The organism is Streptomyces sp. ADI95-17 (genome assembly GCF_003846175.1).
In the GTDB taxonomy this organism is placed as follows: Bacteria; Actinomycetota; Actinomycetes; order Streptomycetales; family Streptomycetaceae; genus Streptomyces; species Streptomyces sanglieri.
The window spans coordinates 693,822-719,204 of sequence record NZ_ML123045.1 but is presented as its reverse complement, the minus strand read 5'-3'; the positions used below and the strand labels follow the sequence as shown (position 1 = coordinate 719,204).

The 25,383-nt window shown below is 72.1% G+C and carries 23 protein-coding genes; 16 read left to right on the top strand and 7 right to left on the bottom strand.

All coding sequences use genetic code 11. The features are described from left to right. Window positions 1–12 precede the first annotated feature (12 nt). Both efeU and EES42_RS11340 read left to right on the top strand, forming a co-directional pair. Window positions 13–984: an iron uptake transporter permease EfeU gene (gene efeU, locus EES42_RS11345; protein ID WP_124718001.1), complete on the top strand. Its 972-nt coding sequence runs from the start codon at window positions 13–15 to the stop codon at window positions 982–984. Next, entirely contained in the window at window positions 917–1,855 is a 939-nt protein-coding gene (locus EES42_RS11340) for an SCO2278 family lipoprotein (protein ID WP_241196357.1), read from the top strand. Before efeU ends, EES42_RS11340 begins: the two co-directional genes overlap by 68 nt. Window positions 1,856–1,909: 54 nt before the next feature. Here EES42_RS11340 and EES42_RS11335 read toward each other — a convergent pair whose 3' ends face one another. Then, entirely contained in the window at window positions 1,910–2,656 is a 747-nt protein-coding gene (locus EES42_RS11335) for a bifunctional DNA primase/polymerase (protein WP_124718000.1), read from the bottom strand. A gap of 172 nt (window positions 2,657–2,828) precedes the next feature. Then, a complete protein-coding gene (locus EES42_RS11330; RefSeq protein ID WP_124717999.1) occupies window positions 2,829–3,443 on the bottom strand; it encodes a TetR/AcrR family transcriptional regulator in 615 nt (204 codons plus the stop codon). Between the two features lie 170 nt (window positions 3,444–3,613). On the opposite strand from EES42_RS11330, the gene ddaH reads away from it, so the two are divergent. Continuing rightward, window positions 3,614–4,429, top strand: coding sequence for a dimethylargininase (ddaH, locus tag EES42_RS11325; RefSeq protein ID WP_206433435.1), 816 nt, complete (start codon window positions 3,614–3,616; stop codon window positions 4,427–4,429). A 15-nt stretch (window positions 4,430–4,444) separates the two neighbouring features. On the opposite strand, the gene EES42_RS11320 is transcribed toward ddaH, so the two are convergent. Further along, entirely contained in the window at window positions 4,445–5,443 is a 999-nt protein-coding gene (locus EES42_RS11320; protein ID WP_124717998.1) for a small ribosomal subunit Rsm22 family protein, read from the bottom strand. 141 nt (window positions 5,444–5,584) lie between these two features. Here EES42_RS11320 and EES42_RS11315 point away from each other — a divergent pair, with 141 nt between their 5' ends. Both EES42_RS11315 and EES42_RS11310 read left to right on the top strand, forming a co-directional pair. Continuing rightward, the gene (locus tag EES42_RS11315) at window positions 5,585–6,895 is read left to right on the top strand and encodes a hypothetical protein (RefSeq protein ID WP_124717997.1); all 1,311 of its coding nucleotides are present in this window, start codon (window positions 5,585–5,587) and stop codon (window positions 6,893–6,895) included. Window positions 6,896–6,973: 78 nt separating this feature from the next. Then, window positions 6,974–7,624 (top strand): hypothetical protein, encoded by a 651-nt coding sequence (locus tag EES42_RS11310; protein ID WP_124717996.1) that lies wholly within the window; start codon window positions 6,974–6,976, stop codon window positions 7,622–7,624. A 59-nt stretch (window positions 7,625–7,683) separates the two neighbouring features. Here EES42_RS11310 and EES42_RS11305 read toward each other — a convergent pair whose 3' ends face one another. Continuing rightward, complete coding sequence (locus tag EES42_RS11305; RefSeq protein ID WP_124717995.1) at window positions 7,684–9,006, bottom strand: multidrug effflux MFS transporter; 1,323 nt, start codon at window positions 9,004–9,006, stop codon at window positions 7,684–7,686. An 86-nt stretch (window positions 9,007–9,092) separates the two neighbouring features. On the opposite strand from EES42_RS11305, the gene EES42_RS11300 reads away from it, so the two are divergent. Further along, window positions 9,093–10,097 carry a Gfo/Idh/MocA family protein gene (locus tag EES42_RS11300; protein WP_124718504.1) on the top strand — a complete coding sequence of 335 codons (1,005 nt, stop codon included), beginning with the start codon at window positions 9,093–9,095 and terminating at the stop codon, window positions 10,095–10,097. Between the two features lie 35 nt (window positions 10,098–10,132). On the opposite strand, the gene EES42_RS11295 is transcribed toward EES42_RS11300, so the two are convergent. Further along, the gene (locus EES42_RS11295; RefSeq protein WP_124717994.1) at window positions 10,133–11,761 is read right to left on the bottom strand and encodes an alkaline phosphatase D family protein; all 1,629 of its coding nucleotides are present in this window, start codon (window positions 11,759–11,761) and stop codon (window positions 10,133–10,135) included. Between the two features lie 261 nt (window positions 11,762–12,022). On the opposite strand from EES42_RS11295, the gene EES42_RS11290 reads away from it, so the two are divergent. The 6 genes from EES42_RS11290 to EES42_RS11265 all read left to right on the top strand — a co-directional run bounded on the left by EES42_RS11290 (window position 12,023) and on the right by EES42_RS11265 (window position 16,381). Then, window positions 12,023–12,796, top strand: a complete 774-nt coding sequence (locus EES42_RS11290) for an SDR family oxidoreductase (protein ID WP_124717993.1) — start codon at window positions 12,023–12,025, stop codon at window positions 12,794–12,796. A gap of 175 nt (window positions 12,797–12,971) precedes the next feature. Beyond that, window positions 12,972–13,439 (top strand): lamin tail domain-containing protein, encoded by a 468-nt coding sequence (locus tag EES42_RS11285; RefSeq protein WP_124717992.1) that lies wholly within the window; start codon window positions 12,972–12,974, stop codon window positions 13,437–13,439. Window positions 13,440–13,545: 106 nt separating this feature from the next. Next, a complete protein-coding gene (locus EES42_RS11280) occupies window positions 13,546–14,472 on the top strand; it encodes a PhzF family phenazine biosynthesis protein (RefSeq protein ID WP_124717991.1) in 927 nt (308 codons plus the stop codon). A gap of 48 nt (window positions 14,473–14,520) precedes the next feature. After that, window positions 14,521–14,919 carry a MazG-like family protein gene (locus EES42_RS11275; RefSeq protein WP_241196356.1) on the top strand — a complete coding sequence of 133 codons (399 nt, stop codon included), beginning with the start codon at window positions 14,521–14,523 and terminating at the stop codon, window positions 14,917–14,919. A 133-nt stretch (window positions 14,920–15,052) separates the two neighbouring features. Beyond that, window positions 15,053–15,955, top strand: coding sequence for a glycosyltransferase family 2 protein (locus EES42_RS11270; protein WP_124717990.1), 903 nt, complete (start codon window positions 15,053–15,055; stop codon window positions 15,953–15,955). A 60-nt stretch (window positions 15,956–16,015) separates the two neighbouring features. Beyond that, window positions 16,016–16,381, top strand: a complete 366-nt coding sequence (locus EES42_RS11265) for a VOC family protein (RefSeq protein WP_124717989.1) — start codon at window positions 16,016–16,018, stop codon at window positions 16,379–16,381. On the opposite strand, the gene EES42_RS11260 is transcribed toward EES42_RS11265, so the two are convergent. After that, complete coding sequence (locus EES42_RS11260) at window positions 16,359–17,231, bottom strand: metallophosphoesterase family protein (RefSeq protein ID WP_241196378.1); 873 nt, start codon at window positions 17,229–17,231, stop codon at window positions 16,359–16,361. The two genes, EES42_RS11265 and EES42_RS11260, sit on opposite strands and share 23 nt — an antisense overlap. A gap of 295 nt (window positions 17,232–17,526) precedes the next feature. Here EES42_RS11260 and EES42_RS11255 point away from each other — a divergent pair, with 295 nt between their 5' ends. From EES42_RS11255 to EES42_RS11245, 3 genes are all read left to right on the top strand, one after another. Next, entirely contained in the window at window positions 17,527–20,043 is a 2,517-nt protein-coding gene (locus EES42_RS11255; protein WP_124717987.1) for a SpoIIE family protein phosphatase, read from the top strand. Window positions 20,044–20,377: 334 nt separating this feature from the next. Then, window positions 20,378–22,816: a polysaccharide lyase 8 family protein gene (locus EES42_RS11250; RefSeq protein WP_124717986.1), complete on the top strand. Its 2,439-nt coding sequence runs from the start codon at window positions 20,378–20,380 to the stop codon at window positions 22,814–22,816. A gap of 143 nt (window positions 22,817–22,959) precedes the next feature. After that, window positions 22,960–23,721 (top strand): MerR family transcriptional regulator, encoded by a 762-nt coding sequence (locus EES42_RS11245; protein WP_124717985.1) that lies wholly within the window; start codon window positions 22,960–22,962, stop codon window positions 23,719–23,721. 69 nt (window positions 23,722–23,790) lie between these two features. Here EES42_RS11245 and EES42_RS11240 read toward each other — a convergent pair whose 3' ends face one another. Further along, a complete protein-coding gene (locus tag EES42_RS11240) occupies window positions 23,791–24,405 on the bottom strand; it encodes a TetR/AcrR family transcriptional regulator (RefSeq protein WP_241196355.1) in 615 nt (204 codons plus the stop codon). A 152-nt stretch (window positions 24,406–24,557) separates the two neighbouring features. Between EES42_RS11240 and EES42_RS11235 the strand changes: the two genes are divergently transcribed. Continuing rightward, on the top strand, window positions 24,558–25,383 hold an 826-nt coding region (locus EES42_RS11235; RefSeq protein ID WP_164495223.1), incomplete at its 3' end, for a class I SAM-dependent methyltransferase.

The following is a 25,383-nucleotide window of genomic DNA, read 5'->3' as shown; positions in this document are numbered from 1 at the left end:
GAGCACCGGAACGTGTTCAGCAACTTTTTGATCGGCCTGCGCGAGGGCCTGGAGGCCAGCCTGGTCGTCTGCATCCTCATCGCCTATCTGGTGAAGACCGGCAACAGGAACAAGCTGGTGCCGATCTGGATCGGTGTCGGGATCGCGGTCGTCGTCAGCCTGGCGTTCGGCGCCGGGCTCGAATTCGGTTCGCAGGAGATGACGTTCAAGGCCCAGGAGGCGCTGGGCGGTTCGCTGTCGATCGTCTCCGTCGGCCTGGTGACCTGGATGGTCTTCTGGATGCGGCGCACCGCGCGGCACCTGAAGACGGAGCTGCACGGCAAGCTGGACGCGGCGCTCGCGATGGGCACCGGTGCGCTGGTCGCCACGGCGCTCCTCGCGGTGGGCCGGGAGGGGCTGGAGACCTCGCTGTTCGTGTGGCGTGCGGTGCACGCGGCGGACGACGGCTGGCACCCGATGATCGGCGCGCTCCTCGGGATCGCGGCCGCCGTCGTGCTGGGCTGGCTGTTCTACCGGGGTGCGCTGCGGATCAACCTGTCGAAGTTCTTCACCTGGACCGGCGGAATGCTGGTGATCGTCGCCGCGGGCGTCCTCGCGTACGGCGTGCACGACCTCCAGGAGGCGGAGTTCATCGGCGGTCTGCACAACCAGGCGTTCGACATCAGCGCCACGATCCCGCCGGACAGCTGGTACGGCACGCTGCTGAAGGGCACGTTCAACTTCCAGCCCGACCCGACCGTTCTCCAGATCACGGTGTGGGCGCTGTATCTGATCCCCACCCTCGCGCTGTTCCTCGCCCCGGTAGGGTTCGGACGGTCAGTGGGGGCGACGGATCAGAAGGCGCGGAAAGCAACGGATGAGAAGCCTGAGGCCGATTCGGCTGGCGACGGGGCTCGCGACGGCGACGGTGCTGTCGGTGACGGCGAGCGGTTGCGTGACGGTGCACGGCGAGCTGGAAGTGGTACCGGCGGCAACCAGGTCTGAGGCCGCGCAGGCCCTGAAGGCCTTCACCTCCGCGTACAACGCGGCGGACAAGGCGTACGACCCGGCCCTGGACGCGGACCGGGTCACCGGGCCGCTCGGCGCGATCAACCAGGCCGGGCTGAAGGCGCGGCAGAAGAACCATCCGGACGGCAACCCGGACCACTCGCCGCTGGAGCTGACCGACGCCACCTATCTCATCCCGAAGAAGGCCGGCTGGCCGCGGTGGTTCCTCGCGGACACCGACTCCAACCGCGACCAGGACGGCGGGGAGACGGACAGCCGCTGGCTGGTCGTCTTCGTCAAGTCCGGCCCCGACGCCGGGTGGAAGGCCGCCTATCTCTCGGTCGTCCGCCCCTCCCGGCTGCCCGCCTTCGCGAAGGACGGCGACGGCCTGGCCAGGCCGGTGGCCGCCGACAGCGCCGCTCTGGCCGTGGCACCGGAGGACCTGAGCACCCAGTACACCCAGTACCTGCAGAAGGGCGCCCCGGACGTCTTCGCCCCCGGCTCCGCCACCTCGGGCTGGCGGGAGACGCGCCGGACCACCCGGCGGGCGGGCTTCTCGTACCAGTACATCGACCAGCCGCTGGACAGCGGTTCGTTCGGCCCGCTCGGGCTGGAGACGGACGACGGCGGGGCGCTGGTCTTCTTCAGCAGCAAGCACTTCGAGCGGCAGACCGCGGCGAAGGGGCTGCGCCCGCCGCTCAACGCCGACGCGGAGGCGCTGCTGACCGGTGAGGTGGAGTCCACCCTCACCAAGGAGCGGGTCTCCGGCCAGCTGGTGTACGTGCCGAAGAAGGGCTCGACGAAGGACGGCGGCAAGGTCGTCCTGCTGAACAGGCTGCCGGGCCTGACGGCGGCGAAGGGCTCCTGACGGAACCGGGGCCGCCGCTCGGCGGGCCCCGGCCGTGATCCGCCGGAGGGTTTTCTAACGGCTCAGCGGCCAGGCCACCGAGTCGTGGTCGAGATCGCTCTGGTCCGCCGCGTCCGCGTACTGCGCGCACGCGTCGGTCAGCGTCTCCAGCAGGGTCAGCGGATCGGGCAGCGGATTCTCCGGCCCGCGCACCCACCGCACGTCCAGTTCGCCGGGGAGCATGGCCGGCGGCAGGAGCACATAGCTGCCCCGGCAGTGCCACCGCAGCCCCGGATGTTCGTCCATGGTCTCGGGGTGGCAGTCGAGCTCACAGGGCCACCACTCGTCCTCGTCCTCGGGCGTACCGCGGGTGGCGGTGAAGAAGAGCATCCGGTCGTCGCCGGAGCGGGCGACGGGGCCGACGTCGATGCCGGCCGCGAGGAGCCGCTCCAGCGCCTGGCTGCCCGCGCTCAGCGGCACGTCGAGCACGTCGTGGATCATGCCGGTCGCGGTGATGAAGTTGGCCTGCGGCTGGCTGCGGGCCCAGCGCTCGATCTGTGCCCGGTCGGTGGTGGACTGCGTCTGCCAGGCGAAGGAGATGGGGTGCCGGGCGGGGGTGGGACAGCCGATGCGTTCGCACGAACATCGGTACCCGACGGGGTGGGCGGCCGGCGCGATCGGCATTCCGGCCTCGGCGACGGCCAGGAGCAGCGCCTCCCGGGCGGTGTCGTCGACCTCGCTCTGCTGCGGTTTGGGTCGGCGGCGAAGCCATTGGGAAAACTTGCTCTCTGAGCCGCGATAACGGCCGAAATCGGCGCCCATCTATCCCCTTACCTCAGCGTTGCCCCTGCCCATGGTCCCACCATCCTGCGCCTCGGGTGGCCGGACTCCGGAAGCGGGGTACGGACGGCGATGCCGTGAGCTGGGCACTATGCCACTTCTTGTCAGGAAATGACGGGTGCGTCTCGGGGAACCCCGGACCGCGCATCGCACCTCAGGGCGCCAGCCCGCGCACCACGTGGTCGACTACGGCGTCCGCGTACTCGCGGGTGAGCGGGAGGGTGCGCAGCAGCCAGCGGTGGGTGAGCGGGCCCACGAGGAGCTCCACGGCGATCCGCGGGTCGGCGTCGGCGCGCACCTGGCCCGCCTGCTGGGCGGCCCGCAGCCGGGCGACGTACAGCCGGAGCCCGGGGTCGAGCAGCTTCTGGACGAATTCGGCGCCGACCTGCGGGTCGACGATCCCGGCGGCGGCGAGCGCCCTGGTCGGCGCCTCGAAGGCGGGGTCGTTCAGCTCGTCTACAGTGGCCCGCAGCACGGTCCTGAGGTCGGCGGCGAGATCGCCGGTGTCCGGGATCCCCTGCGCCCCGTCCGCGCCGCTCTGCGCGGCGGTCCGCTCGCCGAGGGCCACGAACGCCTCCAGGAGGACGGCCGCCTTGGAGGGCCACCAGCGGTAGATCGTCTGCTTCCCGACACCGGCCCGCGCGGCGATGGCCTCGATGGTGGTCCGCGGATAGCCCACCTCGGCGACCAGGCCGAGCGCCGCGTCATGGATCGCGCGGCGCGAGCGCTCGCTGCGGCGGCTGGAGTCGGGCACCCGGTTCTCTACCATGGCGGCCAATCTAACAGCGGCGCAAGCCGGTACGTATCGTCTCCCGGCCCGACGGAACCACCCGATCGGATCACTGCGCACCGGCCCCGGAGAGCGGACCATGGGCTCACGCACACACCCGTGCGACGTCCCCTCGGCAGGCAACCCCTGCCTTTCGTGAGGAGCCTTCGTTGCCTCGTGAAGCCACACCCCGCCGCTACCTGATGTGCGCCCCCGCGCATTTCAGGGTGACGTACTCCATCAACCCCTGGATGGACCCCAGCAAGCCCGTGGACCTCGCCCTGGCCCAGACCCAGTGGGAGGACCTGCGCGACCGGTACCGCGCTCTCGGGCACACCGTGGAGCTGCTCACCGCCCGCCCCGAGCTGCCCGACATGGTGTTCGCCGCCAACGGTGCCACGGTCATCGACGGCCGGGTGCTGGGCGCCCGCTTCGCGTACCGGGAGCGGTACGAGGAGGCCGGGGCCCACCGCGAGTGGTTCCGGTCCAACGGTTTCACCGAGATCCACGAGCCGGACCATGTCAACGAGGGCGAGGGCGACTTCGCGGTCACCTCGTCGTACGTGCTGGCCGGGCGGGGCTTCCGGTCCAGTCCGCTCTCGCACGGCGAGGCCCAGGAGTTCTTCGGGCGCCCGGTGATCGGGCTCGATCTGGTCGACCCGCGCTACTACCACCTGGACACGGCGCTGTCCGTGCTCGACGACGCGGGCGACGAGATCATGTACTACCCGGGCGCGTTCTCGCCGGGCAGCCGGTCGGTGCTGGCCCGGCTCTTCCCCGACGCGCTGATCGCCGAGGAGGCGGACGCCGCGGCGCTCGGTCTGAACGCGGTGAGCGACGGGCGCCATGTGCTGCTGCCGCAGGCCGCGACGGGGCTCTTCGATCCGCTGCGGGCGCGGGGCTTCGAGCCGGTGCCGATGGACCTGGGCGAGCTGCTCAAGGGCGGCGGCAGCGTGAAGTGCTGCACACAGGAGCTGCGGGGGTGACCCGGCGGGTGGCGCTCAGGCGTTCTCGCCGGGCGGCCACTCGTCGCCCCACGCGACGTCCCGGGCGGCCCGGTACAGCTCGCCGTGCCGCTTGGTGACCGTGGCGCGCCGCAGGGCCTCGTCGCGGGTGCACAGGTCCAGCAGCACCTGCCCCTTGCGGATCTGCGGCTTGCGGGTGACCCGCGCCGCCACGGGCTCCGTCCCGAAGCGGGTCGCCACCACGTAGCTGAACTTCTCGTCCTCGTAGGGCAGCGAGCCGCCCTTGACCTGCCGGTGCAGCGAGGAGCGGCTGACCCGGGCCGAGAAGTGGCACCAGTCCGTGCCCGGCTCGATCGGGCAGGCGTCGCTGTGCGGGCAGGGCGCGGCGACCGTCAGTCCGGCGGCGATCAGCCGGTCGCGGGCCTCGATGATCCGGGCGTAGCCGTCGGGGGTTCCCGGTTCGACGACCACGACCGCCTGCGCGGCGGCCGCCGCGCTGTCGACGAGGGCGGTCCGGACGTCCGCGGTCAGTTCCTTGAGTACGTAGGAGACGGTGATCAGGTCGGTGGGGGCGAGTTCGAGGCCGGCGCCGATCCGGGCCCGGCGCCACTCGGCGGCGCGCAGCGCGGGGATGCCGGAGAGCCCGGCCAGTTCGCGGCCGAGGGCGAGCGCGGGCTCGGCCCAGTCCAGCACCGCCGTCCGCGGCCCCTCCTCCCAGGCCCCCGCCACGGCCCAGCTCGCCGCTCCGGTGCCGCCGCCGACGTCGGTGTGGGTGGCGGGCGTCCAGTCGGGGGCGGCCTCCCGGAGCGCGGCGAGTGCGGACCGTACCGCTTCGAAGGTGGCGGGCATCCGGTACGCGGCGTACGCGGCGACATCGGAGCGGTCGCGGAGCACCGGTGCGTCGGTCGGGGTGGTCCCGCGGTAGTTGGCGATGAGCCGTTCGACGGCCCGGGCGGCCTGCTTGGGCGGCAGCCCGTCGAACAGTCCGGCGAGCGTCGCGCGCAGGACTTCCGCGGTGGGGAGGGTGGCATTCACCGACGAATTGTAGGCAAAGCCGACGGACCTGTCCCCGCCCCGGTATCCGCGCCGATCTGCACGGAATCCGAACTGCCGCGATGCCCACCCAAGTTGCTACGCTGACCGCCGCGAGGTCGGGATCGCCCATCGAGGGGAACCATGAGACAGAAGATCGTGCGCCTGGTTCTGGTCGGCGGAGTGCTCGTGCTGGCCATGCTTCTTCTGCTCGCCACCTGCGGCAGCGGTGAGAAGAGCACGGACAAGCCGGAGAAGCACGCCAAGAAGAAGAGTCCGGCCGAGGTGACACAGCTCACCGTTCCGTCCGCGTACGCGCCCGAGCGTGGCTGGGAGCTCATCGGGACCTCGCCCGACTACGCGATCTCCCGGACCACGGGACGCCTCGCCTACCTGGTGCGGGAGTCGGAGACCAAGTACCAGCTGCGGACCATCGACAACAAGTCGGGGCAGGCCGGCTGGCACGGCGAGAGCTGGCGGCCCCCGTCGCCGCACCAGTTCCCGAGGCTCCTCTCGGTCACCGTCGACGACCACGAGTACTTCGTGACGTGGGCGTACGGAAAGGTCGGCGAGAACGCGCTGACCCCCGCCGACACGATCGTCTCGCTGGACGTCTACGACGTGGAGGACGGCTCCCGGCGGCGCGTCGAGGTGCCGTGGAACTCGGTCCCGACGGTCTCCACCACCGGCCCCGGCATCCTGATCAGTGACGGCCGGACGAACAGTGCGGTGGTCGACCCGGTGACCGGCCGGGTGACCGACGTCTCGGCCCCCGCGCTCAAGTACCCGAAGGGCTGCAAGACCTGCAAGCAGCTCACCGAGGTGCGCGGGCTGACGCAGAAGGGGCTGCTGGTCAGCGGGGCCAGGGAATTCTGGGTGCAGGGCGGCTGGTTCAGCCGCAATGTCGCACCCAAGGGCACGGACAAGTACAGCGGGATCCCCACGTCGGTGGTCCCGGGCCTGATCCTGGCGAAGTGGCAGCTGGACAAGAAGGCGAAGCGCGCCGCCACCCACGACATGTGGGTGGTGCACGACGTGGAGACCGGCAAGCCGCTGGCCTCGGTGGAGTGCAGCAAGCCCGCGATAAAGCCGGGCCAGTACCCGCAGCTCGTCTCCGCGCCCTCGGGTTCCTACCTGGTGGCCGGACCGCTCGCGTTCGACCTGGCCACGAAGCGGGGCTTCTGCTTCGAGGGTGCGGACGGCACGAAGCCGCTGACCCTGGCGTCGGTGAACGACGAGGGCACCGCGTACGGCGCGGCAAGCGCGCGCAACGCGGCCGATGTCCTGGCCGGCGGCGGCGCCCCCGTCGCGGTCGCCGTCCGCAGCGGCTCGACCGGCGCCCTGCCCTCGAACGTGCGCGTCCCGGGCATGGAGACCGCGGACGGTGTCGGCCTGTTCCGCTGGACCGACGAGAAGGACCGCCCGCATCTGATCGGGTACCCGAGGTCTTCGTAGCGTCACGGAGGACCGGGGCCGAGGACCGGGGCGGAAACTCGTTCGCCCCGGTTCGAACCCCGCTGTTACTGGTGGGACATGGGAATCTGGACCGACGCCTTCATCGCGCCCCCGAAGCCCGTCCTCCTGCGGCCGGAGGCGTTCGGCAGCCTCGTGGTCGCGCTGGCGCGTGAGCGCGTGGTCCGCACGCCGTGGGCGCTCGTCGCGGGGAGGCTCTGCGTCAACGCCAGTCTCAACTGGGGCAGCGTCAGCGGTCAGGCCCGTTGGGACCGGCCCCCCGTCGGCACATCGCTGCGGACCGAGGAGTTCCCGGTGGCGGTGCCGGACGACGACCCGCCGCCCTGGGGCCCCTCGCACGAGGAGGCCGGGCTGCTCGCGTCCGGCGACGCGATCCTCGATGTGCTGCCGGCGCTGCGGGCCGCCCCGTACGGCGACGAGGACATCGCCGTCGTCTTCGACCACATGGACTTCGGCAACCGGGCGGTCAGGAACCACCTCTGGTTCGAGGACCCCCGCACGATGCTGGTCTGCTTCGCCCTGGCACGTCCGCAGCACCGGCCGCTTTCCACCGACGACTGCGGGAGACCCGGCGGGCCCACGCATCCGGTGCGGACCTGTGTGGTCCACACCTTCAAGCACTCGATGGAGGAGGGCCCGGTGCCGGCCCTCGTCTCCGTCGTCTCCCGCTGGTTCGGGCCGGACACGGTCAGCGGCGAGACCTGGGGCTGAACCGCGCCCCGGGCCCCGCCGCCCCTCCCGTCATGGCGTCCGGGTCCGCGCGGCCCCTGTCACGCCGTCCGCTGCCAGGGCCTGCACAGCCCCAGGAAGCAGGCCATCGCGCCCAGCCCGCAGACCAGCTGGACGACGGCCATCGGGACGGCCGTGTCCTCGCCGGCGATCCCGACGAGGGGCGAGGCGATGGCGCCGATCAGGAAGGACGAGGTGCCGAGCAGCGCGGAGGCGGATCCGGCCGCGTGCTTCGTACGCATCAGGGCCTGGGCGTTCGTGTTCGGCATCGCCAGGCCCATCGCCGACATCAGCACGAACAGCCCGGCCGCGACCGGGACCAGGCCCACCTTCCCGAAGACCCCGGAGGTCATCAGCAGCAGCGCGGCCGCGGCCAGCACGATGACCGAGAGGCCGAAGGCGAGCGCCTTGTCCAGGCTGATCCGGCCGACCAGCACCTTGCCGTTGATCTGGCCGACGATGATCAGGCCGACCGAGTTGACGCCGAAGAGCAGGCTGAACGTCTGCGGCGAGGCGCCGTAGATCTCCTGCATGACGAACGGCGACGCGCTCACGTACGAGAAGAGGGTGGCGAAGGCGAGGCTGCCAGCGATCATGTAACCGGTGAAGACCCGGTCGGCGAGCAGTCCGCGCATGGTGCGCAGCGCGTCGCCGACCCCGCCGGTGTGCCGGTCCTGCGGCGGCAGCGTCTCGTGCAGCCACTTCCAGACGACGAGGGTGAGCCCCACGCCGACGACGGTCAGGACGGCGAAGATGCCCCGCCAGTCGGTGAACCGCAGCACCTGGCCGCCGATCAGCGGGGCGACGATCGGTGCGACGCCGGAGATCAGCATCAGGGTGGAGAAGAACCTGGCCATCTCCACGCCGTCGTACATGTCGCGCACCACCGCACGGGCGATGACGATGCCCGCCGCGCCGGCCAGGCCCTGGAGCAGGCGGAAGCCGATGAGGAGTCCGGTGGTGGGCGCGAAGACGCAGAGCGCGGTGGCGACCACGTAGATCATCATGCCGAGGAGCAGCGGCCTGCGCCTGCCCCACCGGTCGCTCATCGGCCCGACGACCACCTGCCCGAGCGCCATGCCGGTGAGGCAGGCGGTGAGGGTGAGCTGGATGGTCGCGGCCGGGGCGTGCAGGGACTCGGTGACCGCGGGCAGCGCGGGGAGGTACATGTCCATGGAGAGCGGCGGCAGAGCGGTGAGGCCGCCGAGGACGAGGGTGACGAGAAGTCCGGTGCGCCGGGCCGCTTCGGCAGCGGCCGGTTTTCCGGGTGGTGTGCCGGTGGTCCCGGGCTCCGCGGCCCGGGTTCCGGCGGTCGGTATGTCTGTGCGTTCCTGCTGGGCCCGGCTTGCGCCGCTCTCCGGCATTTCCATCTCCATGTCGTTGAATCCGCATCTATGCTCTCAGCTCAGCCGGACTGGTCGAGACCTCTTGGGGAGCAGGCATGACAGGCATGAGCGGCACTGTGCGGTGGGGTGTGCTGGCGACCGGCGGTATCGCCACGGCGTTCACCGAGGATCTCCGGTCGATGCCGGACACGGAAGTGGTGGCCGTCGCATCTCGGACAGACGCCTCGGCGCAGGCGTTCGCCGAGCGGTTCGGGATACCCCGTGCGTACGGCAGCTGGGCCGCGCTCGCCGCCGACGACGAGGTCGACGTGGTGTACGTCGCGACACCGCACTCGGCCCATCTGGAGGCGGCCTCGCTCTGCCTGGAGGCCGGGAAGCACGTGCTGTGCGAGAAGGCGTTCGCGCTGAACGCCCGGGAGGCGGACCAGTTGGTGAAGCTCGCCCGGGACCGGGGGCTCTTCCTGATGGAGGCCATGTGGACGTACTGCAACCCGGTGATCCGGCGCATGACGGAGCTGGTGCGGGACGGCGCCATCGGCGATGTCCGCACCGTGCAGGCCGACTTCGGGCTCGCGGGCCCGTTCGGGCCCGAGCACCGGCTGCGCGACCGGGCGCTGGGCGGCGGCGCGCTGCTGGACCTCGGGGTCTATCCGGTGTCGTTCGCGCAGCTGCTGCTGGGCGAGCCGGACCGGGTGCAGGCCGACGCGGTGCTCTCCCCCGAGGGCGTCGATGTGCACACCGCGATGCTGCTGGGCTGGTCGGAGGCGGGCGCCTCGGCGCTGCTGAACTGCTCGATCGTGGCGGACACTCCGCAGACCGGCGCGGTCACGGGCACCAAGGGCCGGATCGAGTTCCCGCGCGGCTTCTTCTACCCGGAGCGGTTCGTGCTGCACCGGCCGGGACACGAGCCCGAGGAGTTCACCGCCGGGGCCGCGGGCGCGGGGCTGCGCGGGCTGCAGTTCGAGCAGGCCGAGGTGGTGCGGGCGCTGCGGGCGGGCGAGACGGAGTCGCCGCTGGTGCCGCTGGACGGTTCGCTGGCCGTGATGCGGACGCTCGACGCGGTACGTGACCGCATCGGCGTCCGCTACGCGGCGGACGACCTCGGCTGACCGGGGCCGGGGCCGGGGAACACCGCGACCTGGCCTTACGCCGGCGTGAGGCCCTGGTTGCCCACCTCGGTCACGAACGACGCGGCCGTCGCGAGGGGCGCGCCGGGGGTGGTGACGGCGGACACCGTCCGGTAGTCGGCGCGCGCCTGCTCCCGGCCCAGTGTGACGACGGCGTACCCGCGGCGGCCGTTGAAGAACTTCATGTGCGGGTTGGCCTGCATCTGGTTGTTCCAGCTGCCCGGCTTGTCCGAGCCGTCCTTGCCGCTGGTGATGGAGGTGGCGACGATCTCCGTGCCGACGGTGCGGGACGCCGGGTTGTCGAAGTCCTGCTTCAGGTCGAAGCCGTAGCCGACGTGCACATCGCCGGTCAGCACCATCAGGTTGTCGACCCCGGCGGCCTCGGCGCCCTTCAGGATGCGGCCCCGGGAGGCGGGGTAGCCGTCCCAGGCGTCCATGGACAGCTTGAAGGCGTCGGTGGGGACGTCGCGCCGCTGGGCGAAGGTGACCTGCTGGGGTACGACGTTCCAGGTGGCCCGCGAGGCGTGCCAGCCGTCGATCAGCCAACGCTCCTGGGTGGCACCGGTCATGGTGCGCGACGGGTCCTGGGACTCCGGTCCGGGCGTCTGCCAGCCGTCGCCGTACGCCTGGTCGCTGCGGTACTGGCGGGTGTCGAGGATGTCGAACTGGGCGAGCCGGCCGAACTGCAGGCGCCGGTAGAGCCTCATGTCGGGGCCGGTGGGCCGCTGCGGGGCGCGCAGCGGCTGGTTCTCCCAGTACGCGCGGTACGCGGCGGCACGGCGCAGCAGGAACTCCTCCGGCGGGACGTCGTTCTCGGGGGTCTCGCCCGCGTAGTTGTTCTCGGTCTCGTGGTCGTCCCAGGTGACGACGAAGGGGTGCGCGGCGTGGGCGGCGCGCAGATCGGGGTCGGACTTGTAGAGGCCGTACCGCAGCCGGTAGTCCTCCAGCGTGACCGTCTCCCGGTTGTAGTGGGCGGGGAGCCTGCGGTCGGTGTAGTTGCGGGCGCCGCCGGTGGCGTTGACGGCGTACTCGTAGAGGTAGTCGCCGAGGTGGAAGACGACGTCGACGTCCTCCTGGGCGAGGTGCTTGTACGCGGTGAAGTAGCCGTCGTGGTACGCCTGGCAGGAGACGGCGGCCAGGCTCAGCGCGCTGTTGCGGGCGCCGCGGGCGGGCGCGGTGCGGGTCCGGCCGACGGGGCTGGTCCACGTTCCGGTGCGGAAGCGGTAGTAGAGGACGCGGTCGGCGTCGAGGCCCTTGACCTCTACGTGGACGCTGTGGTCGAACTCCGGGTGGGCGGTGACCGATCCGCGCCGCACGATGCGGGAGAAGCGCTCGTCACGGGCGAGTTCCCAGCGCACCTGCACCCGGTTTCTGGGCAGTCCGCTGCCGGGCTCGTACGGGCGCGGTGCGAGTCTCGTCCACAGCAGGACCGAGTCGGGCAGCGGGTCGCCGGAGGCGACGCCGAGGGTGAACGGGTCGTCGCCGATCTTCTTCGCGTCGAGCTCGGCGGCGCTCGCGGTGCCCGCGGCGGGCAGGTTGACCGAGAAGGCGAGCGCGGCTGCGGCTCCGGTGACGGTGAGGAAACGGCGGCGGCCGAACTGCGTGGCCGCGTCGCGCATCTCCTGCTGGTGCGATGAGTGTGTCATCTGTCCCTCCCCTGGCTGGTGATGTACTAAGGCAGTTCACCGGCCCAGCGCATCGGGCGGCTGTCGTGTTCGCGTCGCTCGGGCGTCGGGTGGATGAGGAATGCGGCAGCAATGGGTTCACGGGGACAAAGCGCGCATCCGTGACGGGCCAATGATCATCTTCGCCGGCCGGACGGGCCGCGAACGCGCCGTCGTACGCGCTGCCTTGACCCCATGTGGCCTCACGCGTCACGGGGGCGGCAAGGCGTACGCTGCGGCCCCATGAGCAACAAAGTGTTGAATTCCGATCCGAAGACGGCGGTCGTGACGGGCGCGGGTTCCGGCATCGGCCGCGCGGTGGCGCTCGCCCTGACCGGTGCCGGCTGGTCGGTGGCGCTCGCGGGGCGGCGGCCCGAGCCGCTCGCCGCGACGGCCGCGCTGGCCGGGGAGAACGCCCGGGTGATCACCGTCCCCGCCGACGTGTCCCGCCCCGAGGACGTGACCGCGCTCTTTTCCTCGGTACGGGAGTGCTTCGGCCGCCTCGACCTGCTCTTCAACAACGCGGGTGCGTTCGGCCCGCGTTCCGTGCCCGTGGAGGACCTCGCGGTGGCGGACTGGCGAGCGGTGGTGGACGTGAACGTGACGGGTGCGTTCCTCTGTGCGCAGGCGGCGTACCGGCTGATGAAGGAACAGGACCCGCAGGGCGGCCGGATCATCAACAACGGCTCGGTCTCGGCCCATGCGCCGCGCCCGCACTCGGTCGCCTACACCACGACCAAGCACGCCATGACGGGGCTGACGAAGTCGCTGTCGCTGGACGGGCGTCCGTACCGGATCGCCTGCGGGCAGATCGACATCGGCAACGCGGCCACGGACATGACCGAGCAGATGCGGACCGGCATCCTCCAGGCCAACGGCGAACTCGCGGTCGAGCCGGTGATGGCGGCGGCGGACGTGGCCCGGACGGTGCTCCACATGGCGGAGCTGCCGCTGGAGGCGAACATGCAGTTCGCGACGGTACTGGCGACGGCGATGCCGTACGTGGGACGCGGCTGACGGGGCGCGGCTGACGGGGCGCGGCCGACGAGGCCGCCCCCAACGCGCCGCCCGTCGGGGGCGGTTGTCACCGATCGACCGGACTCCGGACGGAATGAGCACCCGCGTACCGGGGTGCCGCGCGCTGCCCTTATGCTGACACTCCTTCACCGGAACTCCACACAAGGAACACAGCATGCGCATACGCACCGCGGCTCCGCTCGCCCTGGCCGCCGCCACCGCCCTGGCCGGCTCGCTGCTCGTCGCGGCCCCCGCCTCGGCCGCCTCGCACCAGGGCGGGCTGCACCTCGGGAAGATCCAGTACGACAGCCCCGGCAAGGACAACCGCAGCAACACGTCCCTCAACGCCGAGTGGGTGGACATCCACAACAACGGCAAGTCGAAGCTCCAGCTCAAGGGCTACAAGCTCAAGGACAACAGCGGCTACACGTACACCTTCGGCAGCTACACCATCGCCGCGGGCAAGACGGTCAAGGTCCACACCGGCCGGGGCAGGAACGCGTCGGGCAACGTGTACTGGAACCGCGGTTCGTACATCTGGAACAACACCGGTGACAAGGCCCGGCTGATCAAGCCGAACGGCAAGCTCCAGGACTCCTGCTCCTGGACGAAGGCCGACAAGGGCACCAAGAACTGCCACTGAGCCGGACGCCCCGGCCCGGGCGTTCCCGCTCTCCCCGCCCGGGGCATTCCCGCTCCGCCCGCCCGGAGCGGGAATGCCCCGGGCCACGACGGGGTTGACCTGCGGCATGAGCCGACATTCAGGTACCGAGGTCCTCCGTTACACCGCGTTCTCCGCCGATCCCGAGGGCGGCAACCCGGCCGGGGTCGTCCTCGACGCCTCCGGGCTCGACGAAGCCGCCATGCTCGCCGTCGCGGCGGAGCTGGGGTACAGCGAGTCGGCGTTCCTGACCCGGCAGGGCGGGCCGGGCGAGGCGGGGGCGCGGGACGGTGCGGGCGAGCCGGGCGACGCGGGCGCGCAGGACGGAACGGGCGCGCGGGAGTACACCATCCGCTACTTCAGCCCGAAGGCCGAGGTTCCGTTCTGCGGCCACGCCACCGTGGCGACGGCCCTCGCGCTGGCCGAGCGCGACGGCCCCGGCGATCTGGTGTTCCGTACGCCCGCGGGCACGGTCCCGGTCACCGTCACCCGGGAGGGCGCCGAGCTGCGCGCCACGCTCACCAGCGTCGAACCGGAAGTCCTGGACATCGCTCCCGCCGACCTGGCCGAGGCGCTCGCCGCCCTGGACTGGCCGGCCGCCGACCTCGACCCGGCGCTGCCACCCCGGATCGCCTTCGCGGGCGCCCGCCACCTGGTGCTGGCCGCCGCGACCCGGGAACGCCTCGCCGACCTCTCCTACGACTTCGCGCGCCTCGAAGCGCTGATGCACCGGCTGGACCTGACGACCCTGCAACTGGTGTGGCGGCAGGCGCCGGACGTCTTCCACGTCCGCGACCCGTTCCCGGTCGGCGGCGTCGTCGAGGACCCCGCCACGGGCGCGGCCGCGGCCGCCTTCGGCGCCTACCTGCGCGACCGGTCCCTCGTCCCCGCCACCGCGGTCCTCACCCTCCACCAGGGCGAGGACATGGGCCGCCCCGGCACGCTCACGGTCGAGCTGCGGGCGGACGACGCCCGGGTGCGGGTGAGCGGGACGGGCACCCGCATCGGGGACTGACGGGCCGTTCGCCGACGCCCGGCGTGCGGCGGCTGGCAGGCTGGCGCGATGGACCAGCACAGCGCCCACGCCCCCGGCCCCGCAGACCGCCCGGCCGGCCGCCCGGCCCCGCGTCCCGACCGGGATCACGACACCTGGACGACCATCGACGAGCTGCACGACTGGCTCGAAGCGGAGACCGGCATCCCGCCCGAGCAGGATCTGCTGCTGCGGATGCTGAAGCTGTCGGAGGAGGTGGGCGAGGTCGCCCAGGCCGTCATCGGGGCCACCGGCCAGAACCCGCGCAAGGGCGCCACCCACTCCTGGCAGGATGTGGAGGCCGAACTCTGCGACGTCATCGTGACCGCGATGGTGGCCCTGCGCACCCTGACGCCCGACGCGGCGACCGTCTTCGCCGGGCATGTGCGACGCGTCGCGGCACGTCCACGGACCCCGCTCGGCCCGTAGCGGCAGGCCCCCGGCGCCATGCCCCGACGAAGGGTCCCGGGGCATGGCAGTGCGGCAACAGGTGCCTGAACAACGGGCAACCATCTCTTGCGGCTACGATCGCGGCACCGGAGCGAGACCAGGAGTGCCGACCGTGTCCGAACCACGCATCGCCGTATCCATCGTCACCATGGGCGATCGCCCGCAGGAGGTCCAGGCCCTGCTGGCCTCGGTGGCCGGGCAGGACGTACGTCCGGACCGGCTCGTCGTAGTGGGTAATGGATCGCCCCTCCCGGACTTCAGCACCTTTCCGGGCCTGTCCGATCTGGCCGGCGGTGTGACGGCGATCGAGCTGGCGGAGAACCTGGGCTGTCCCGGGGGGCGCAACGTCGCCCTGCAGAAGCTGGCGGAGTTCGGTGACGTCGATGTCGTCATCGAGCTCGACGACGACGGGCTCCTGGTCGACAGCGGGGTGTTCCGCAAGGTCCAGGAGCTGTTCGCCGCCGATCCGCAGCTCGGCATCGTCGGCTTCCGGATCGCCGACGAGCGCGGCGAGACCCAGCGCCGCCACGTGCCGCGGCTGCGCGCAGCCGACCCGATGCGGGGCGGACCGGTCACCGCGTTCCTGGGCGGCGGACACGCCTTCTCCATGAAGATGCTCGCCCAGACGGGGCCCTGGCCCGCGGAGTTCTTCTTCACGCACGAGGAGACGGACCTGTCCTGGCGGGCGCTCGACGCGGGCTGGAAGATCCTCTACGAGCCCGATCTGCTGCTCCAGCACCCCAAGACCTCCCCGGCCAGGCACTCCGTCTACTACCGGATGACGGCCCGCAACCGGGTCTGGCTGGCCCGCCGGAACCTGCCCCTCCCCCTGGTCCCCGCCTACCTGGGCACCTGGACCCTGCTCACCGTGGCCCGGACCCGGTCGGCGACGGGTCTGCGCGCCTGGGCCGGCGGCTTCGCCGAGGGCGTCCGTACCCCGTGCGGACGAAGGCAGCCGATGCGGTGGCGCACGGTGTGGCGGATGACGAAACTGGGACGGCCGCCGGTCATCTGATCCGCGTCGGGTCCACCGGTGCCAGGCGGCACGGAGCCAGTCCCGCGACAGGAGTTGCCGATGTCCGTCCGCAGAGTCGTCCCCAACATCCGGACCGCCGATGGGCCCACCGCCGAAGGGATGGCGCGGAGCGCGGAGTTCTACGGTCGGCTGGGTCTGCGGGAGGTCATGAACCACGGCTGGATCATGACGCTCGCCTCCGCGTCCGACCCCACGGCCCAGCTCAGCATCATGGGGTCCGACGCGACCGCCCCGGTCACGCCGGACCTGAGCATCGAGGTGGAGGACGTGGACGCGGTGCACGCGGCCATGCGGGAGAGCGGCGCGGAGATCGTGTACCCGCTGCGCGACGAGGAATGGGGCGTACGCCGCTTCTTCGTCCGCGACCCGAACGGTCAGGTTGTCAACGTGCTGGGCCATCGCTGACGGGACCCTGACCGGTGGCGCCGCGCGCGTCGGCGGCGCTCCCTCCGTCGTCGCCGCCGTCGCCGTCGTACGGGAGGATCCGCCGCAGCAGGCCCCGGGGGTGGCCGCGCTTGCGCCACTCCCTCGGGTAACCGATCGAGACCTCCTCGAAGCGCACTCCGTCGTACCAGGTCGTCCGGGGTATGTGCAGATGTCCGTAGACCACCGCCGCCACGTTGAACCGCCGGTGCCAGTCGGCGGTGAGCCCGGTACCGCACCACTGGGCGAACTCGGGGTACCACAGGACGTCCATCGGTTCGCGCACCAGTGGCCAGTGGCCGGCGATGACCAGCGGGATCCCCGGATCGTGCGCCGCCAGGCGCTCCTCCGTCCGCGCCACCCGCGCCCTGCACCAGGCGTCGCGGCTCGGGTACGGGTCCGGGTGCAGCAGGAACTCGTCGGTGCACACCACCCCCGTACGGTGCGCGTACGCCAGGGACTCCTCCTTGGTCCTCGTGCCCGGCGCCCGGAAGCTGTAGTCGTACAGCAGGAACACCGGAGCGACGGCCACGGGACCGTCGGGGCCGGGCCACAACGGGTACGGGTCCTCCGGAGTGACCACCCCGAGGCTTCGGCAGAGCTCGACCAGGTGCTCGTACCGCTCCTGGCCCCGCAGTTGGACCGGATCGTGCTCGGGCGTCCACAACTCGTGGTTCCCCGGGGCCCAGACGACCCGTGAGAACCGGTTCGCGAGCAGCCGCAGCCCCCACTCCACGTCCGCGATCCGCTCGGCGACATCACCGGCGACGATCAGCCAGTCCTCGTCCGAATCGGGCCGCAACGACTCGACGAGGGGGCGGTTGTCCGCCATGCCCACGTGGAGGTCGCTCACCGCCAGCAGAGAACCGCGGCTTCCATCGGTGCGATCGGACAAAACGCTGAACCTTCCCACGGAGTGACTGAGCGGAAGACTGAACGGAGGGCCGAACGAAATAGTGCCCCACCACGGACCAACCCATGGGTCCCATCGGCAACCCGTCCGGCCGGGGAGCGCCCGGGCCGCCGGCCGCCGGGACTGGCGGCCGGAGCCGGCGGAGGGATGATGGAGACGTCCGTGGACCCGGCGCGGGACCGTCGGCAGGCGGTGAGAGGGAGCTGAGAACGAGGTGGACCGCAAAACCCTTCCGGGCACCCCCGGGCACAGCGGGCTCCCGTTCGCGGACAGCGCGGCCGGGGCCCTGCTCGATGCGGACGGGGTGGTCATCGGCTGGACACCCGCGGCGGAGGAGCTCCTCTCGCTCCCCGCCGACCGTGTCTGCGGCCGTCCCGCCCGGAAGCTGCTCGCGGATCCCGCCGGACTGCCCGGACCGCCGGGCGGGCGGCCGGTGGGCGCCTGGTCGGGCGAGGCGGTGGTGCGTACCGGCCGGGGCGAGGAGCTGACCGTCGTCTTCCAGGTCCTCCCGCTGGCGGGGCCCTGCACCGGTGCCGCCGCCGAGTGGGCCGGGGGCCCGGCCCGGTACTTCGTGCTCGGGGCACCGGCCGGGAAGGTCGCCCGGTGGCGGCAGGACCAGGCGTTCACCCGGGAACTCTTCCTTCAGGACCGGCTGGGTCTCGCCGTGTTCGACGCGGAGCTGCGGCTGGTCAGGACCAACACCCATCTGCTGCCGTACACCGGCCTCCCGCCCGACCTGCGCAACCGGCGCCTGGGAGACTTCCTCCAGGCGCCGGACGCGGCGGCGATCGAGCGACGGCTGCGCGAGGTACTGCGGACCGGCCGGCCGCTGATCCTCGCGGAGGACACCGTACGGACCATCGAGGATCCGGGCGGCGGGGTGGTGATGGCCGTCTCGGCGTTCCGGCTCCAGGCACCGGACGGACAGGTCTTCGGTGTCACCGCGCTGTTCACGGACGTCACCGAGCAGCGCCGTTCCGACGAGCGACTGGCGATTCTGCATCACGCCACCGCGGCCGTCGGCGGATCGCTGTCCGTCACCGGCACCGGCGAGGAGCTGGCCACCGTGCTGGTGCCCGGACTGGCCGACCTCGCCGTGGTGGAGATCGCCCGGGCGGTGTTCACGGGCGAGGAACCGGCTCCCGGCGAGGACGGCACGGTGCCGCTCCGGCTGACCGCGGCGGCCGGGGAGCGGGCCGAGGAGGTGCCGACCGGCACCGTGGTCCCGGCCGATGCCGGCTCCGCCCCGTCCGTCGGCGGCTCCCCCTCGTCGATGACCGCCCCGCTGCGGGCCCGGGGCAGCTTCCTGGGCCGGGTGACCGTACGGCGCGGTCCCGGCCGGCGGGACTACGCACCGGCCGACCTGGATCTCCTGTGCGAGATCGCCGCCCGTGCGGCCCTCGCCCTGGACAACGCCCGCCGCTACACCCGGGAGCACCGGGCCGCCGTCGGCCTGCAACGCAGTCTGCTGCCGCCCGCGCAGGCCGAGACCGTCGCGGTGACCACCTCCGGCTTCTACCTGCCGGCCGATACCGCGACCGGCGTCGGCGGCGACTGGTTCGACGTGATCCCGCTGTCCTCCGCCCGGGTCGCCCTGGTCGCCGGGGACGTGGTCGGCCACGGGCTGGGGGCCACCGCCACCATGGGGCGGCTCCGTACCGCCGTGCACACCCTCGCCGACCTCGATCTGGAGCCGGAAGAGCTGATGGTGCACCTCGACGACCTGGTCTCCCAACTCCGCGACGAGCCCAACCAGCCCGACGAACCCGACCAGCACGAGGGAACCGACCAGCACGACGGGCCCGACCAGTCCGACGGACCCGATCGGCCCAGCCCCGTCACCCGGCCGGACGAAGACCCGGCACCCGGCGATCTCCGGGCCGACCCGGTCGGCGCCACCTGCCTGTACGCCGTCTACGACCCGGTCGCCCGGCGCTGCGCGATGGTCTCCGCCGGACATCCCCCGCCCGCCGTCGTGGATCCGGACGGGACCGTTTCGTACGTGCCCCTCAACCCCGGACCGCCGCTGGGCGTCAACGGTCTGCCCTTCGAGGTGACCGAGGTGGAACTGGCGCCCGGCAGCCTGCTCGTGCTCTACACCGACGGGCTGATCGAGGGACGCGACAGCGACCTCGACGAGGGCATGGCGGAGCTGAGCCGTAGGCTGGCCCGCCCCGGCGCCGCCACCGCCCCGTTGCGCGAGCTCGGCAAGGAGATCATCTCCGCCCGGCCCGCGCACCAACTCGCCGACGACGTGACCCTGTTGCTCGCCCGCACCCATGCGGTACCGGCCGGCAACACGGCCGTCTGGCCCGTGGCCGCCGACCCGGCCGCTGTCGCCCGGCTCAGGCAGGACGCGGCACAGCAGTTGCGCGCCTGGGGGCTGGAGGAGCTCGTCTTCACCACCGAGCTGGTGTTGAGCGAGCTGGTCACCAACGCCATCCGTCACGCCGGCGGCCCGGTCGAGGTGCGGCTGATCCGCGCGGGGCAGCTGACCTGCGAGGTCTCCGACCCCAGCGCCACCCAGCCCCGCATGCGCCGGGCCCTGCTCACGGACGAGGGCGGCCGCGGCCTGTATCTGGTCGCGCAGCTCACCACGCGCTGGGGCAGCCGTTACACCCGACGCGGCAAGACGATCTGGGCCGAGCAGCCGATCCCGGACGAGGCGGGCGATACGGGCGATACGGGTGCGCAGGACGTGCCGGGCGTGCCGGACGCGCGGAACGGCTGATCCGTCCGCAAGCCCGGTTCGGCCTGCCATCTCAGTAACGGTCCGTCTTCCTCCTGACGGTTCACCACCTCCGTAACGGCCCGCCACCTCCGTGCCCGCTCGCCACCTCCGTAACGGTTTACTGAACTCCCGTACGCCGACGGCTGGTTACCGGGAACCGGCTCCGCCACGCCCACCGAGCGGCTGCCGACGGACGGACGCCCCCGGGGCACACCCGCTCCCGGCGGGTCCGACGGTGACCCGGGCGACCCCTTGAGTCCCCCGACGCCCCCATGTTAGAAAACGCTTACCACGCTGGCATTCCCGCACTGGCTCACTCTCCCCCGGAGCTTCGATGACAACTGCCTGGTCCCGTCGCGCCCTGCTGGCCACGGGCGGCGGTACGGCGCTCGCCCTCGGCCTCCCGACCGCCGCGTCCGCCTCCGGCCCCGCCGCACTCCCGGCTTCCGCCGCCTCCACCACTGCCGCCGACGCCGCCGACGAGTTCGCCGCGCTGCGTGCGAAGTGGCGCGATCTGTACCTGGGAACCGGCTTCAGCCCGACCGCCGAGCCCTTCAAGTCCAAGCTCGCCGACCTCGGCACCCAGGCAAGCGGTTTCCGTTCCACGATGGCGCCCGCGCGCGGCTCCCTCTGGCCGGATCTGGTCTACCTGGACCCCGATCCGGACACCGACACGGAGTCGTTCGGCTTCTCCGCCAACATGAACACCGGTTACAACCGGCTGCGCACCATGGCGGAGGCGTACTCCCAGCCCGGCACCGGGCTCACCGGCGACACCGGCCTGCGGGACGCGGTCATCGCCGGTCTCGACCACCTCCACGCCGATGTCTTCAACGAGACGACCGCGCGCTACGGAAACTGGTGGAACTGGCAGATCGGCGCGCCCCAGGCCCTCATGGACACCTGTGTGCTGCTCCACGACGATCTGACGGACGCCCAGCGGGCCGCCTACTGCAAGGCGGTCGACACATTCCTGCCCGACTCCGCCGTCGGCTCGTACACCGGCACCAGCACCGGCGCCAACCGTGTCGACCTGTGCCGCGGCATCATCCTGCGCGGCATCGTCGGCGCCAATCCGGCCAAGATCGCCCTGGCGGTCGCCGCGCTCTCGCCGGTCTTCCCGTACGTCACGACGGGCGACGGCTTCTATCCGGACGGCTCGTTCGTCCAGCACACCTCCATCCCGTACATCGGTGGTTACGGCGCGGTCCTCAACGACGGGCTCGGCCGGCTGTTCGCCCTGCTGCGCGGCTCGACCTGGGAGATCACCGATCCCGGCAGCCGGCAGTTCCTCGACACGATCGACGCGGCCATCGCCCCGTTCATCTACGACGGCCTGATGATGGACAACGTCTCGGGCCGGGGCATCACCCGCGTCGGTTCCAGCGACCACACCCGCGCCCACGGCGTCATGGCCTCGATCGTGCTGCTCGGCATGGGCGCCGGGCCCGAGGAGAACGCCCGCTGGCGCGCCATGGTCAAGGGCTGGCTGAAGCGCGACTACTACGCCCCGGCGCTGAAGTCCGGCTCCCTGAGCCTGGTCAACACCGCCCGGTTGCAGACCCTGTTGGACGACACGTCCGTCACCGCGTCCCCGGAGCCGTCCGCGCACCGGGTCTTCCACAACATGGACCGGGCCACCCACCGCCGGCGCGGCTGGGGCGCCGGTCTCTCGATGGCCTCCGGGCGGATCGCCCACTACGAGTTCGGCAACGGGGAGAACAAGCGCGGCTGGCACACCGGCTCGGGCTGGCTCCAGTGGTGGGGCGACGGCGCGGGTCTGGAGCAGTACTCGGACGCGTACTGGCCGACCGTCGACCCGTACCGGCTGCCCGGCACCACCGTCTCCCGGAAGAAGCTCACCGACGGGCAGGGCGGCGCCTGGGCCAACCCGAAGCCGGGCACGAAGTGGGTCGGCGGCACCGGCGACGGCGAGTTCGGCACCACCGGCCAGCACCTCCAGGGCCTGGCGAGCACGATGCACGCCCGCAAGTCGTGGTTCTGGCTCGACGACTGCGTGGTCTGCCTCGGCTCCGGCATCACCTCCGCCGACGGCGCGGGCGTCGAGACGGTCGTCGACAACCGCTGCCTCGGCACGAGCGGCACACCGCGGCTGCTGCTCGACGGCAAGGCACAGCCCACCACTCAGGGCTGGACCACCACCCGCACCACCACCTGGGCCCACCTCGACCGGCACGCCGGCTACGTCTTCCCCGGCGGTACCGAACTGCACGCGCTGCGCGAGGAACGCACCGGTGCCTGGAAGGACATCAACGACGACGGCACCACCGCCCCCAACACCCGCCGCTACGTCACCCTCTGGCAGGACCACGGCACCGACCCGGCGGACAGCGGCTACGCGTACATCCTGATGCCGGGTGCGAGCAGCGCACGCACCGCCGCCCGTGCGGCGGACACCGGCTGGCTCCAGATCCTCGCCAATGACGCCCGGCGCACCGGCATCCGCGTCCCCTCCCTCGGATTCACCGGCGTCAACTTCTGGGAGGCGGGCACGGCGGGCAAGGTCACGGCGAGTGCGCCGGTCTGCGTCCAGATCCACGAGAAGCGCGACGGCACCGCCACGATCTGCGTCTCCGACCCGTCCCGTACCGTCACGGGCCTGACCCTCACCTGGCAGCGGCACGTCAAGTCGGTCCTGTCCAAGCCGGAGACCGTCACCGGCGTCCGGACCGGCTCCTCGGTGACCGTGACCTTCGGCGACCTGAGCAGCAGCCGGGGCGCCACGCACACGGTGCGCGTCCGGGTGCGGTAGGTACGAGTGGGGCGCGGAGTACGGGCCGGGCATCGCCGGGCGATCCCGGCTCCGGGGTTGCGGTTGCCGCAACGGCAGCTTCTACCGTCCTGACCAGGGCCGGAGAGACCGGCCCGGTGAGGTGATCGGGTGAGGAGGCGGCGATGGTCTGGCCGATCGCGGAGGTCGCCCGGATGTCCGGTGTGACGGCTCGGACGCTGCGGCACTACGACGAGATCGGTCTGCTGCCGCCCGCGGGGACCGGTTCCAACGGCCATCGCTGCTACGGGGAGGGCGAGCTGCTCCGATTGCAGCAGATCCTCGTGCTGCGGGCGCTGGGCCTGGGTCTGCCCGAGATCGGGCGGATCCTGGCCTCGCAGGTCGATGAGGTGGAGGCGCTGCGCGGCCACCACCGCCGGCTGCTCGCCGAGCGCGACCGGATCGACGCACTGGCCGGCACCGTCTCCCGCACGATCACCGAACTGGAGGATTCCAGAAAGGACGGTGGCCCCATGACCGCCATCAACCGACCGGAGAATCTCTTCGAGGGCGTCCGGCCCTCCCAGTACAGGGACAGCCTGCGCGACTTCCCCGGGCTGGCCGGGGACATCGACCGGCACACCTCGACGATGAGCGAGGAGCAGATCGAGGCCGGACACCGCGAGCGCACGGCGCAGATGATCCGGCTGGCCGAGCTGCTGGTGGCGGGCGTGCCCGCCGAGGCCGATCCGGTGCAGGCCGAGATCGAGGCCCAGCACCGGGCCCTGACCGGGCTGCGGGCGGTCTCCGCCGAGGAGTACCGCGCGATCGGCCGTTCCTGTGTGGAGAACGAGCAGTGGCGCGCGGCGTACGAGGCGATCGCGCCCGGACTGGCCGTCTACCAGCGGGACGCCATCGAGGCGTACGTATCGACCCGGCTGAGCTGAGCGGGGGCGAGTGGCAGGGGTGCCGCCGCGGGAACGGTCCCGCGGCGGCACTCTTGCGTTCGTCCCTGCTCACCCCTCGATGCCGCCGGGCCCGTGCCGGAGTGCGGCATCGAGCAGGACCACCAGTTGTCCGGCCCGCTCCCGCTCCCGCTGCCGGTCGTGCGTGCCGGTCATGAGCAGGTGGTGGACGGTCCCGACCAGGGCGAGGGCCGCGGCGGCGGTGTCGGCCCGTTCCGCGATCCGGCCGCCCCGCCGTTCCGCGTCCAGGTAGTCGGTGATCGCGTCCTGGACCGTGTCGAAGCCCGGCGCACCGCCCACCAGGGCTTCGCGGATGTGCGCGGACGCCACGGGGCGGGCGAGCGCCAGCCCGGCGACGGTGGGGCCGGCCGAGGACAGCAGCGCGAGCGCGATGCCGAGCAGGTTCTCCGCGACGGTGCCCTGCCCCGCCCGCCCCCGGAGTTCGTCGGCGTGCCGGGCCACCCGCCCGAACCGGTCCAGGACCAGCTCCGCGACGAACTCGTCCAGTCCGCGGAAATGGGCGTGCAGCAGGCCCTTCGCGCAGCCGGCCTCGGCGGCGATCGCCCTGCTTGTCAGGGCCCCCGGCCCGTCCCGCTCCAACACCCGCTCCGCGGCGGCGAAGAGCCGCTCACGTACGTCCGGAGTCGTCACACCACGCGGAGACACCGATTCCCTCCCTCTCGCCCTGTTTACAGTATGGGCACTTGCCCATACCTTGAATGGGCGCCCGCCCATACTAGTCGTCCCGATGTCCGCGGGCGCCGCAACCAGACGGCGAACAGGCCGAGTTCGAGCAGCGTTCAGGGGAAGCACACCGCATGCGACACATCGCCAACAGAGATCAGGACCAAGCGTGGAACGGTTACGAGGGGACGTTCTGGGCCGCCAACCAGGACCGCTGGGACGGGGTGAACGGGGGCTTCGACGAGCCACTGCTCGCCGCCGCCGCGATCACCGGAGGTGACCGTGTCCTCGACATCGGCTGCGGGGCGGGGCGCACCACCCGCCTCGCCGCGCGACGGGCCGGCGACGGGCGGGCGCTGGGCCTGGACCTGTCGGCCCCGATGCTGGGCCGCGCACGGGAGTCCGCGCGCAGCGAGGGCATCGGCAACGTGACGTTCGAGCAGGCGGACATCCAGGTCCACCCGTTCGGGACCGGGACCTTCGATGTCGCGATCAGCCGTTTCGGGGTGATGTTCTTCGCCGATCCGGTCGCCGCCTTCGCCAACATCGGACGGGCACTGCGCCCCGGCGGCCGTATCGCCTTCGTCTGCACCGCGCGGGCCGACCGGAACGAGTGGCTCCAGGCCATCCGGGGGCTGGGTGACCTGCTGCCCGTCGGCGGACTGGGCACCTCCGCGAACCCCGGCATGTTCTCGCTGGCGGACCCGGAGACCGTGCGTGACGTGCTGTCCCGCGCCGGGTACGAGGCGATCGGCACCACACCGGCCGAGGCGTACGGGACCTGGGGCCGGGACGCCTCCGACGCCGCCGCCTTCCTGCTGGACTCCGGCCCCGGCCGGCATCTGCTGAGCCGGGCCGGGGAGGACGACCGGACCCGGGCCCGGCAGCGGCTCGTCGACCTGCTGCGCCCCCACGAGCGGGAAGGCGCGCTCCGACTGCGCAGTGCCGCCCTGCTGGTCA

Excerpts from the sequence above, each read along its gene's own strand:
- EES42_RS11335 (WP_124718000.1), bottom strand. The coding sequence starts at position 2,656 with ATGGGCGCCGATTTCGGCCGTTATCGCGGCTCAGAGAGCAAGTTTTCC.
- EES42_RS11330 (WP_124717999.1), bottom strand. The coding sequence starts at position 3,443 with ATGGTAGAGAACCGGGTGCCCGACTCCAGCCGCCGCAGCGAGCGCTCG.
- EES42_RS11315 (WP_124717997.1), top strand. The coding sequence starts at position 5,585 with ATGAGACAGAAGATCGTGCGCCTGGTTCTGGTCGGCGGAGTGCTCGTG.
- EES42_RS11310 (WP_124717996.1), top strand. The coding sequence starts at position 6,974 with ATGGGAATCTGGACCGACGCCTTCATCGCGCCCCCGAAGCCCGTCCTC.
- EES42_RS11305 (WP_124717995.1), bottom strand. The coding sequence starts at position 9,006 with ATGCCGGAGAGCGGCGCAAGCCGGGCCCAGCAGGAACGCACAGACATA.
- EES42_RS11300 (WP_124718504.1), top strand. The coding sequence starts at position 9,093 with ATGAGCGGCACTGTGCGGTGGGGTGTGCTGGCGACCGGCGGTATCGCC.
- EES42_RS11295 (WP_124717994.1), bottom strand. The coding sequence starts at position 11,761 with ATGACACACTCATCGCACCAGCAGGAGATGCGCGACGCGGCCACGCAG.
- EES42_RS11290 (WP_124717993.1), top strand. The coding sequence starts at position 12,023 with ATGAGCAACAAAGTGTTGAATTCCGATCCGAAGACGGCGGTCGTGACG.
- EES42_RS11285 (WP_124717992.1), top strand. The coding sequence starts at position 12,972 with ATGCGCATACGCACCGCGGCTCCGCTCGCCCTGGCCGCCGCCACCGCC.
- EES42_RS11280 (WP_124717991.1), top strand. The coding sequence starts at position 13,546 with ATGAGCCGACATTCAGGTACCGAGGTCCTCCGTTACACCGCGTTCTCC.
- EES42_RS11275 (WP_241196356.1), top strand. The coding sequence starts at position 14,521 with ATGGACCAGCACAGCGCCCACGCCCCCGGCCCCGCAGACCGCCCGGCC.
- EES42_RS11265 (WP_124717989.1), top strand. The coding sequence starts at position 16,016 with ATGTCCGTCCGCAGAGTCGTCCCCAACATCCGGACCGCCGATGGGCCC.
- EES42_RS11260 (WP_241196378.1), bottom strand. The coding sequence starts at position 17,231 with ATGGCGGACAACCGCCCCCTCGTCGAGTCGTTGCGGCCCGATTCGGAC.
- EES42_RS11250 (WP_124717986.1), top strand. The coding sequence starts at position 20,378 with ATGACAACTGCCTGGTCCCGTCGCGCCCTGCTGGCCACGGGCGGCGGT.
- EES42_RS11245 (WP_124717985.1), top strand. The coding sequence starts at position 22,960 with ATGGTCTGGCCGATCGCGGAGGTCGCCCGGATGTCCGGTGTGACGGCT.